The sequence below is a fragment of the Clostridium sp. CM74B_53 genome, assembly GCF_036318045.1.
Classification (GTDB): Bacteria; Bacillota; Clostridia; order Lachnospirales; family Lachnospiraceae; genus Pilosibacter.
In genome coordinates this window covers 1-11,231 of sequence record NZ_JAWQDE010000031.1, presented here as the reverse complement: position 1 = coordinate 11,231, position 11,231 = coordinate 1, and the positions used below count along the sequence as shown (strand labels likewise).

Sequence of the window (11,231 nt, the reverse complement as noted above, 5' to 3'; positions counted from 1 at the left end):
ATAATCTCTCTGTATTATTTTGTTTAGTCGCATAAACTGATTATACCACGAACGCCGGGCTTTTCGAAGCTCGGCGTTTTGTGTTGGGAATATGAAATGAGCTGCCGCACGTTAGTGCGACAGCCCCCTTTTTGTTTTTCTTCTCTATTCTTCTTTCAGCACCCCGTTTATCCCGCGGATCACAAGCATCGTGATCACCATCAGCGCGATCGCGATCGGAAGTGCGATCCAGGCGGACTGGACGAAGCCTGCGATGATGTAGGAGATAAAGGATACCACCGCAGCCACGATCGCATACGGAAGCTGGGTCGTCACATGGTTTACATGCTCACACTGGGCACCGGCAGACGCCATGATCGTCGTGTCAGAGATCGGGGAACAGTGATCCCCGCAGACAGCTCCTGCCATGCAGGCGGAGATGGAGATGATCATGAGATCCGGATTGCTGTTCTCAAATACCGCAACAACGATCGGTATCAGGATTCCGAAAGTTCCCCAGGATGTTCCCGTCGCAAATGCCAGGAAACAGCCCACAACGAAGATGATCGCCGGAAGGAAATTTAAGAAGGAACGGGCGCTGGACGCAACCACAGTCGCCACATAGACATCTGCGCCGAGGCTGTCCGTCATCGCCTTTAATGTCCAGGCAAATGACAGGATCATGATCGCCGGGACCATGGACTTAAAGCCTTCCGGGATACATGCCATGCACTCGGAGAATTTCAGGACCCGGCGCACCTGATAGAGACCGATGGTGATCAAAAGTCCAAAAAAGCTTCCCATCGTAAGTCCCAGGGACGCGTCACTCTGGGAGAAGGCTGTCACAAAATCCTCTCCCGAGAAAAATCCACCCGTATAGAGCATGCCGATCATGCAGCAGATGATCAGGGATATGATCGGGATCAGAAGATCCAGAACAGTTCCCCTGACAGAGACCTCCGGCTGTTTCTCCGTGTCATACGGACGTCCCGGCGTGGTATAAAGGTCCCCCTTGAGCGCATTCTTCTCATGAAATTTCATAGAGCCGAATTCTGTCCGTAAGAGTACCATTCCGATCATCATCACGATCGTCAGGATCGCGTAAAAGTTGTATGGGATCGCCCGCACGAAGATAGAAAATCCGTCCTCGCCCTCAACAAATCCGGTAACCGCGGCCGCCCAGGAAGAGATCGGCGCGATAATGCAGATCGGAGCTGCCGTCGCATCGATCAGGTACGCGAGTTTTGCTCTTGAGACTTTAAATTTGTCTGTCACAGGGCGCATCACGCTTCCCACAGTCAGGCAGTTAAAATAATCATCGATAAAGATCAGACAGCCCAACAGGATCGTCGCAAGCTCCGCGCCCACGCGTCCCTTAATATGATCCGCCGCAAACTGGCCAAATGCCGCCGAGCCGCCCGCGCGGTTCATCAGGCACACCATCGCTCCGAGGATCACGAGGAAGATCAGGATCCCCACATTGTAGCTGTCAGAGAGAACGCTGATCATTCCGTCCTCAAAGATATGGGTGATCGTTCCCTCAAAGCTGAAACCGGAATACAGGATTCCACCCATGAGAACACCGACAAACAAGGAACTGTACACCTCTTTTGTGATAAGTGCCAGCCCGATCGCCACGACCGGCGGAACGAGCGCCCAGAACGTCGCGTAGACCGCCGGCACATACTCTTCCGTCTGCTCTGCGCCAAATACGGTTGTCGCGAACATCAGGATCAGCACCACGGAAAGCACTGCTGTCCTTTTAATATTTTTCTTCATATCCGTCATAACGGATTCCTCCCTCCTGTCTCCGGAGAGTTCCACGCTCTCCGATTTTCCTGTTACATGAAGAAATCCCCTCTCATCAGTACAATTCTGGTGAAAGGGGATCACAACATACACAATTACGATTCTTTATTCATCCCAGTTGTGGTATACAGCCTGTACGTCATCATCCTCGTCAAGGAGATCAAGGATTCTCTGCATCTTCTTGATCGCTTCCTCGTCAGTAAGTTCTACCCAGTTCTGCGGGATCATAGTAATATCAGCCTCTACCATCGGGATTCCGGCTTTCTCGAGAGCCTCGCGGACCGCACTGAAGTTGTCCGGATCTGTGATAACCTCGTAGCTGTCCTCTTCCTCGGAGAAATCCTCAGCGCCTGCATCAAGTGCAGCCATCATGAGCTCGTCGGCATCCATATCACACTCTTCTTTGTCGATCACGATCTGGCCCTTGCGGTCGAACATGAAGGAAACGCTTCCCTGAGCACCTACGTTTCCGCCGCCCTTTGTGAAGGCGCTTCTAACATTAGCTGCAGTACGGTTCTTGTTGTCAGTCAGTGTGTCAACGATAATCGCTACACCGCTCGGGCCGTATCCTTCGTATGTTAAGTTCTCGTAGTTTACAGAGTTTAAGTCACCGGCAGCTTTTTTGATACCGCGGTCGATGGTATCGTTCGGCATGTTGTTTGCTTTCGCTTTTGCAATTACATCACGCAGTTTGCTGTTGTTAGCCGGATCAGCGCCGCCCTCTTTAACTGCGACAGCGATCTCTCTTCCGATTACGGTAAAGATTTTACCCTTTGCTGCGTCGTTTTTCTCTTTCTTGTGTTTGATGTTGGAAAACTTATTATGTCCTGACATCGATTTATCTTCCTTTCTCTTCGCATCTCGCTCTTTTTTATCTCTCGTGCACCAGTCCCAGGGATCTTTTCGTGCGCATTATACATAGTCTAAAATATTTTAACATCATTTTTCTGATATGGCAAGCGCTTTTTCCGGATACCCTTGTTTCACTTTTCCTTGACACACTCCACTCTGAGTATTTATACTCATTTCATAGCGATCCAGTGCCTTTTTGTGTAACAGGGAATTCCCCGGAATTTCCTATTACAAAATATTAATTATGGAGGACATGACGATGAAGAAGATTGAGATCGACACATTCCTGAAGTTCCGTTTTCTGAGCAACCCACATTTCTCACCCGATGGAACGAAGATCGCCTTCACGGTATCCGTACCGGACCGGGAGACCAATGGCTATCTGTCTGACCTGTACCTGTATGATCTCGGGAAGAAGACTGTCTCCCGTATCACCTGCGCCGGTGACGCGAAGATCTGGTCCTGGACAGCAGAAAATACGCTGATCTTTACTGCGGCCCGGACTGCGTCCCTTAAAAAGGAAAAAGAAAACGGCACTTCTTTCTTTTATGAAATCTCTCCGTCCGGCGGCGAGGCCTCATGCCGCGCATCGGTTCCGGCTTCCGTCACAGGAATCCGTCTTCTCCCGGACGGGCGTTACCTCCTGACGATCCGCCATGATAATTACAAGGATACAAGGAAGAAATCTTACGAGGTCTTCGACGAGCTTCCGTTCTGGGGCAATGGCCAGGGATACACGAACGCGAAGAGAAACCGTTACGCTGTCTATGATATGGGATCCGATAAGCTCACTTACGTGGCGGACGAATGGACTGACTGCTCCCAGTATTCTGTCCTTGGAAAACTCCTGCTCTACAAGGCATATCCGTGGAAACAGAGTGTCATGGGAATCCGTCCGGGCGTTTATCTCTATAACCTCTCCACCGGAGAGACAAAAACCTTGATCACGCCGGATTCCATGCGCACTGGAGTTGTCTCCCTCTTAGACGAAAAGACTGCACTCATTGCGGCAACGGATGACTCCTATAAGGATACGACGAAATACTGTGACTTCTACCATATGGATCTCGCGGACGGATCCATGAAGCTGATCCATCCTTATGAATCTTCCATCGGCGGCTCCTCCGTGGGCTCCGATTCCAGATTCGGCGCAGGACAGACATTTAAGGCTGTGGACGGGGAATTTTACTATATTTCCACCGTGGAAGATTTTTCCCATCTCTATAAGATCTCCCGGGGCGGCACTGTCTCCGGGCCGCTGACGGCAGGAAGCTCCTGCGACAGCTTCGATCTTGCGGGCGCACACATCGCCTCCATGGAATTCCACGGCGTCCACATTGCGGAACTTTTTGTAGACGGCGAGCAGGTGACCCACATGAATGACTGGCTCACCGACGAGTACGATGTCCAGACTCCGGAAGCCTTCACATTTACTGCCAGCGATGGGTACGAGATCCACGGATGGGTATTAAAACCGGCAGGTTTCGAGGAAGGAAAGTCCTATCCCGGTATCTTAAATATCCACGGCGGTCCTAGAACCGTTTATTCAGATGTCTACTATCATGAGATGCAGATGTGGACAAACCGCGGATATTTTGTGTTCTTCTGCAACCCGAGAGGATCTGACGGACGGGGCACGGACTTTGGAAATATCAACGGAATCTACGGAACTGTGGACTATCAGAACCTGATGGATTTCACGGATGAAGTCCTGAAACGGTACCCGATGATCGATCCGGAACATCTCGGTGTCGCAGGCGGCTCCTACGGCGGCTTCATGACAAACTGGATCATCGGACATACTGACCGGTTCCACGCGGCGGCTTCCCAGCGTTCCATCTCCAACTGGGTATCCTTTGAGCACAACTCCGATATCGGACACACCTTCATCTTAAACAACCAGGGAGCCAACACGAGGACCGATGTGGAGCTTCTCTGGAAGCAGTCCCCGCTCCAGTTTGCGCCGAACTGCAAGACACCGACACTCTTTATCCACTCCGATGAGGACTACCGATGCTATATGGCGGAAGGACTCGCCATGTTCAGCGCCATCAAGCGGAACGGCTGCCCGTCGAAACTTTGCCTGTTCCATGGAGAAAATCATGAGCTGTCCAGAGGCGGAAAGCCGGAGAACAGGATCGACCGGATGACGGAGATCATTGACTGGATGGATACATATTTAAAAAATTAAAAGAAAAAAAATTTCCTGTTACATAAAAATAGCCCGCCTGAGACTTTTCAAAACAGAATCAAACCTGAATTGAAAAGTCCCAGGCGGGCTTTTAATCTCTGTAGCTATTCTTTTTACTCGTTCTTCTTGTCTGCGTTATGTAACCTTATTTTTCTTATGCTCTTACCGTTCTTCCCTGAAATACGGCAATCCAAGACCTGCCGGCGGCTGATTCTCTCTCTTTCTTCTGAAGCTTGTGAGGATCAGAACGATGATTGTTACAAGGTACGGCAGCATCTTGAAGATCTCCTGGGTACTTCTTCCGACGCCCGGAATATAGAGATACAGGATGTAAAGACCGCCAAAGAGGATGGAACCCCAGATGGCATTTAATGGTTTCCACAGGGAGAAGATCACAAGGGCAACGGCGAGCCAGCCGCGGTCGCCGAATCCATTGTTTGTCCATGTTCCGCCGGAGTACTCCATAACGAAGTACAGTCCGCCGAGGCCGCTGATTCCGCAGCCGATGCAGGTTGCGAGGTACTTATATAAAGTAACATTGATTCCCGCCGCGTCCGCGGTCGCCGGATTCTCACCTACGGCGCGAAGGTTCAGTCCTTTTCTCGTCTTTGAGAGGAAGAACGCCAACACACATGCCAGGATGATGCAGAGATATGTCATAAATCCGTAGGAAAACAGAACCGGTCCGATCACCGGGATCCTGCTGAGTCCAGGGATCGTCTTTGCGTAAGCAGCTCCTGTGGAGGCAACTGAGATCTGACCCACACCGCCAGCCAGCGCAGAGAGGGAACCCCCGAAGAAGTTTCCAAAGCCTGTACCGAAGGTCGTCAGGGCAAGACCTGTCACGTTTTGGTTCGCGCGCAGGGTGATCGTTAAAATACTGTAGATCAGACCGCCAAGGATTCCTGCAAGGAATGCGCAGAGGAAGGAGATTACAAGTCCCACAAATCCGTTCGAAGCCGGATTTCCGTTTTCGTAAAAGAAAGCGCCCATGAGCCCGGCAATGCCACCCATGTACATGACGCCCGGAACGCCGAGGTTTAAGTTGCCGGATTTCTCCGTCACGATCTCACCGAGCGCGCCGTAGAGCATTCCGATGCCCTGGGCAATGGCTTTCTGAAGGAAAATGATGATCACGCTCATTTTGTATGTCCCCCTTCCTCTTTCTTCTTGAACTGAATCCTGTAATTCACGAAAAACTCGCTGCCGAGGATAAAGAACAGGATGATTCCCGTGATGACCTCGGAGGCGTTCTCATTTAGGTTGAACTGGGAAGCGATCTGACCTGCCCCCTGCTCCATGAATACAAGGAAAAAGGAGATCACAACCATGGTGAATGTATTGAATTTTGAGAGCCAGGCCACAATAATAGCCGTAAAGCCGCGGCCGCCGGCCGTGCTTGTGGAGATCGTGTGACTGGAACCGCTGACGATGATGAAGCCCGCAAGTCCGCAGATCGCGCCGGAGATCGCCATCGTACGCATAATAACTTTCTTTACATTGATGCCGACATACTTCGCCGTATTCTCGCTCTCACCTACGACAGAGATCTCGTACCCCTGTTTGCTGTACTTCAGGTAGCCGAACATGGCGGCAGTGAGCACCAGAACGATCAAAACGATCCATCCGTAAGCCAGTCCGGAAAGAGCCGGAATCCAGCCAAGCTTTGTCTTGGAGTTGATAATCCCGACGGTGTTGGAGCCTGCCGGGTTCTCCCAGAAAACGATACAGAAGGTGATGATTTGCATGGCAACGTAGTTCATCATTAAGGTAAACAGAGTCTCATTCGTGTTCCAGTGTGCCTTAAAAAATGCCGGGATCAATCCCCAGATCATTCCGGCCGCGATGCTGCCGACAACCATCATCGGAATGAGCTGTGCTGTGCCGAAATGCTCCGCACCGTAGATCATGATGGCCGCGGACACGCAGCCGCCCATGAGGACCTGTCCTTCCGCCCCGATGTTCCAGAACCGCATTTTAAATGCCGGTGTCAGGCCGATGGCCACGCAGAGCAGGATCAGGGAATCCCGAATCGTCACCCAGGTACGTCTTGTTGTTCCGACCGCGCCGGAAAAGATCGCTTTGTAGACTTCCACCGGATTCAGTTTCGTGAGTGCTACGATCACCACCGCACAGACCACCAGGGACAGCAGGACGCCGATCAGGCGGATCATAAGTGCCTTTGCAAACGGCATTCCGTCCCGCTTGGAAATATGGATACTACTCATCTTTCTTCTCCTTTCCGGTCTTTGTCATAAGAAGTCCGATCTCCTCTTTTGTCGTGGTCCTCGCGTCCACGATTCCGGAAATTGAACCGCCGCAGAGAACAAGGATCCTGTCACAGAGCTCTAAGAGTACGTCGAGATCCTCACCAACGCAGATGACCGCAACACCTTTTTCCTTCTGCTCGTTGAGCAGGTTGTAGATCGTGTAGGAGGAGTTGATATCAAGTCCGCGGACCGGATATGCCACCATGAGGACTGTCGGGTTGGAGGAAATCTCACGTCCAACGAGAACTTTCTGGACATTTCCGCCGGAAAGGCGTCTTACCGGGGTCGTTGTTCCCGGTGTCACGATCTCCAGCCGCCGGATCAGATCTTCCGCAAGTTTTTTCGGAGTATTTCTGTCCACGAAGAAATTGTGTCCGTTGTTGTAACCGCGAAGCATCATATTGTCCGTGATGTCCATGGAACCTACAAGTCCCATGCCGAGACGGTCTTCCGGAACGAAGGAAAGATGGATTCCGAGATTCCGGATCTCTGTGGCGTCCTTTGTGGCAAGGTCAATGCCGATGCCGTCCGGCGGGTAGTACATGACGGAACCTTCTGTCGTCCTTTCAAGTCCCGCGATGGCTTCCAGAAGTTCTTTCTGTCCGCTTCCCGCGACACCGGCAATTCCAAGGATCTCGCCACCGTAGGCGCTGAAGGTCGCGTGGTTTAAGGTCATGATACTCTCCTGATTCACACAGGTGAGATCCTGCACGAGGAGACGTCTCGTGAGATTTTTCGGCGCAGAGCGCTTAATGTCCAGATCCACCTTCTGCCCCACCATCATCTCGGTGAGGGATTCGGAGGTGGCGTCCTTCGTCTCAACGGTTCCTATATAGCTTCCTTTCCGTAAGATCGCCACACGGTCAGATAAGGATAACACTTCATGGAGTTTATGGGTAATGATAATGATGGAGTGGCCATCGGCTCTCATGTTCCGAAGCACCGCGAAAAGTTTTTCTGTCTCCTGCGGAGTCAGGACCGCCGTCGGCTCGTCCAGGATCAAAATGTTGGCTCCGCGGTACAGCACTTTGATGATCTCAACGGTCTGTTTCTGGGAAACGGACATCTCATAAATTTTCTGATCCGGATCCAGCTCAAAGCCATACTTATCCACAAGTCCTTTGATTTTCTTCCGCACCTCATCCATCTTTAAAACTTCCTTGCCGGGGAGTCCGAGGATGATATTCTCCGCTGCCGTGAGAATATCCACCAGTTTAAAATGCTGGTGGATCATACCGATTCCCAGAGCGAAGGAATCCTTCGGGGACGCGATGGTCACCTCTTTGCCGTCCACATAGATCTCACCGTCATCCGGGAAATAGATGCCGGACAGCATGTTCATCAGTGTCGTTTTTCCACTTCCGTTCTCACCGAGGATCGAAAGGATCTCACCTTTTTTGACGGTCAGGCTGACCTTGTCATTGGCCACGACACTGCCGAACCGCTTCGTGATATTTTTTAATTCAATTGCGTTTTCCTGCGCTGCCACAAACAGACCTCCTATGATTTATTTGTTCAAACATGCGTAGCAGAAAAAGCGAAACTGTCGTATTCCAGCAGTTTCGCCTCTGTTTTTTTCTTTATGAGACCGGAACCGGCACCCGATGCTCTGTTCTTCACAGTGTTTCAGGTGCCGGCCCCCTCATACAGACAGAAGCTTCCAAAAAGTTCCTGCTGCCTCTTTCTTCATTAAGCCTTGCTCTCGATTCCGTCGATGATGATATCAAAGGACGGAGCGGACGCTTTCTCGGACTCGTGGAAGTAACCATCGTAGATGTAATCTTTGTACTTCTCCATGAGTTCCGCGTCATCTTCCGCTTTCTTTCCGTTCACAGTCCATGTGTCAGTCGCAAATACCTTGAGGTCACCGCTTGCGATGGAATCCTCAACCTCTTTGACCTTCTCCGCTGTTCCTGCTGCTACCGCCTTCTCGTTTAACTCTGTGAGTTTGTCTGCGCCATCCGCGAATCCACGGCACCAGTCAACGTCGATCGGTGTTCCGTCAACCACACTCTGTGCTGCATATGTGTAGTAGATGCCCCAGTCCATGGATGCGGATGTAAGAGCCTGTGTCGGAGCTGTCGCGATCATGGAGATGTTGTAGCCTACGCACGGAACGCCAGCTGCCTCACATGCGGTCGGAGCGCCTGTTGTATCCGCGTGCTGGGAGATCAGAACACAGCCGTCCGCGATCAGAGCCTCAGCTGCCTCTTTCTCAAGATCGAAGCTTGCCCAGCTGTTTGTGTATGTAACTTCCATATGAGCCTCCGGGCAAACGGAACGCGCGCCGAGGAAGAAGGATGTGAATCCGCTGATAACCTCTGCATACGGGTAAGCGCCGACATAACCGATCTTAAGATCCATGGACGGATCTTTCTCTTTCATCTCGTTTAATTTCATTCCCGCAACTACGCCGGAAACATAACGGGACTCGTAAATATTTGTAAAGAAGTTGTGGAAATTGTCAAGTCCGCTGGATGCCGCCTGAAAACCGGTCGCATGGCAGAACTGGACATCCGGGAACTCTTCTGCCGCCTGCTTTACGTAGTCTTCCTGACCGAAGCTGTTGGCAAAAACAAGCTGGCATCCCTGATCCGCAAGATCGACGGCCGCATCATAAGCAGTCTCATCCTCCGGTGTGTTCCACTTTACAATTAACTGATCATCCGAAAGGCCGAGTGCTTCCTGCATCTTCTTCGCGCCTGCGTAATGCGCTGCTGTATAGCCCTCATTCTCATCACCGATAAAGATAAAACCGACCTTCAGATCTGCCGGATCCACACCCTCGCCTGCTGCTTCTGCTGCTGCGCTTGTCTGGTCTGCGGCTGCCGCTGCGGTAGTATCTGCCGCTGCTGCTGTTGTCTCCGCGGTCTGGCTGCTGCCTCCGCATGCTGTCATGGAAAGTACCATGGATGCCGCAAGGATGACACTTAACTGTTTCTTCATAATAATCCTCCTCATTATAAGATCGCTTAATAAACGAATACAGTAGCATTATCGCATCTTATAATGTTTTTTTCAACTGTTTTTGCCATTTTTTTACTTTCTTTCCGGTTACGAAGATAAACGCCCGGATCATGAACCCGGTGCAGAGGACTATCGATTCACATAATTCAGCACCAATGCAAGAAGCAGCATATGGACCGGATAAAATGCATAGCAGCTATACTGGAAGACTTTCGTATGACAGCCCTGCCGTCCACGATACAGCCAGATCGGAAGCAGCGAAAGCAATGCAAGTCCCTGCTGGCAGAGTTCAAAGTCCATGCCAAAAAGCCGGATGGGGTACATCAGACCTCCCAGCAGCTCTACGTTGACCCAATAAAGCGCCAGAAGCTGTCCGGAAAAACACCACCATTTTCTTCCCCGGAAAAAGTAAAAAATAAACAGCGTCAATACACCTGCACCGTAGTAATCTGCCATCCCTACCGTCCCAAGTGCACTTCCGACCAGCACGACCAGTACCGCCGTCGGCAGAAAGATCCACAGCTTCCGTTTTTTTCGAACTTTTTCCATCAGATAGATTCCAGAGAGTCCTATCAACAGCGTCCAGATCACATTCTGATGAAACGGATAAAACCAGGTTCCGCCATACATCAGATCAAAGGGGATCTCCGACAGCACCGCAAACAGCAGCAGCCGGAGAATGTACTTTTTAAAGCTGTGCGTGTGAAAATATCCTTCCACTGCCATAAATGCAAAGATGGGAAACGCGAGTCTTCCTACGCAGGTCAGCCAGTCCTGCGCCGGAAGAAGCGTAGCCCAGAGATGATCCATCAGCATAAATGTCATAGCAATGATATGGAGCATTGCTGCACTGATGTCAAAGGTTCCTGTCTGAGATGAATGTACTTGATTTTTTACCATATTGTCACTCCTGTTGTTTTCTCTCAATCCAATTATACTTCCATTTACCATCTCTGGTCAAATCCTTATCAGTGGCAACGTTTCTTCCCTAAAATGAAAATTTAAATTCCACTTCTCCAAAGGGCGGTGGAGTTTGCTCTTGCACAGTTGATATTTACTCATGCATACTGATATGATACTTTAATCGTCCTTCTGACAGCAGTAGAAGGAGTTTGACTATGAGTAAATATATCCCAGGCAACCAGAAGCATCTCACCATAGAG

General features: G+C 50.7%; 8 protein-coding genes. 1 reads left to right on the top strand and 7 read right to left on the bottom strand.

The genetic code is table 11. From position 1 onward, the window contains the following. Positions 1-144 precede the first annotated feature (144 nt). Together V2546_RS15450 and V2546_RS15445 are read right to left on the bottom strand one after the other, a co-directional pair. Complete coding sequence (locus tag V2546_RS15450; RefSeq protein ID WP_486463604.1) at positions 145-1,767, bottom strand: Na+/H+ antiporter NhaC family protein; 1,623 nt, start codon at positions 1,765-1,767, stop codon at positions 145-147. A 126-nt stretch (positions 1,768-1,893) separates the two neighbouring features. Next, entirely contained in the window at positions 1,894-2,622 is a 729-nt protein-coding gene (locus V2546_RS15445; protein ID WP_015554900.1) for a YebC/PmpR family DNA-binding transcriptional regulator, read from the bottom strand. A 277-nt stretch (positions 2,623-2,899) separates the two neighbouring features. Here V2546_RS15445 and V2546_RS15440 point away from each other — a divergent pair, with 277 nt between their 5' ends. Next, positions 2,900-4,831, top strand: a complete 1,932-nt coding sequence (locus V2546_RS15440) for a S9 family peptidase (protein ID WP_329752798.1) — start codon at positions 2,900-2,902, stop codon at positions 4,829-4,831. Between the two features lie 162 nt (positions 4,832-4,993). Here V2546_RS15440 and V2546_RS15435 read toward each other — a convergent pair whose 3' ends face one another. The 5 genes from V2546_RS15435 to V2546_RS15415 all read right to left on the bottom strand — a co-directional run bounded on the left by V2546_RS15435 (position 4,994) and on the right by V2546_RS15415 (position 10,968). Beyond that, a complete protein-coding gene (locus V2546_RS15435) occupies positions 4,994-5,974 on the bottom strand; it encodes an ABC transporter permease (RefSeq protein ID WP_329752797.1) in 981 nt (326 codons plus the stop codon). Next, complete coding sequence (locus V2546_RS15430) at positions 5,971-7,059, bottom strand: ABC transporter permease (RefSeq protein WP_329752795.1); 1,089 nt, start codon at positions 7,057-7,059, stop codon at positions 5,971-5,973. Before V2546_RS15430 ends, V2546_RS15435 begins: the two co-directional genes overlap by 4 nt. After that, positions 7,052-8,590: an ABC transporter ATP-binding protein gene (locus V2546_RS15425; RefSeq protein WP_329752794.1), complete on the bottom strand. Its 1,539-nt coding sequence runs from the start codon at positions 8,588-8,590 to the stop codon at positions 7,052-7,054. Before V2546_RS15425 ends, V2546_RS15430 begins: the two co-directional genes overlap by 8 nt. A 200-nt stretch (positions 8,591-8,790) precedes the next feature. Continuing rightward, positions 8,791-10,047 (bottom strand): BMP family ABC transporter substrate-binding protein, encoded by a 1,257-nt coding sequence (locus V2546_RS15420; protein WP_486463603.1) that lies wholly within the window; start codon positions 10,045-10,047, stop codon positions 8,791-8,793. Between the two features lie 150 nt (positions 10,048-10,197). After that, a complete protein-coding gene (locus V2546_RS15415) occupies positions 10,198-10,968 on the bottom strand; it encodes a TraX family protein (protein ID WP_329752793.1) in 771 nt (256 codons plus the stop codon). Positions 10,969-11,231: the final 263 nt, after the last annotated feature.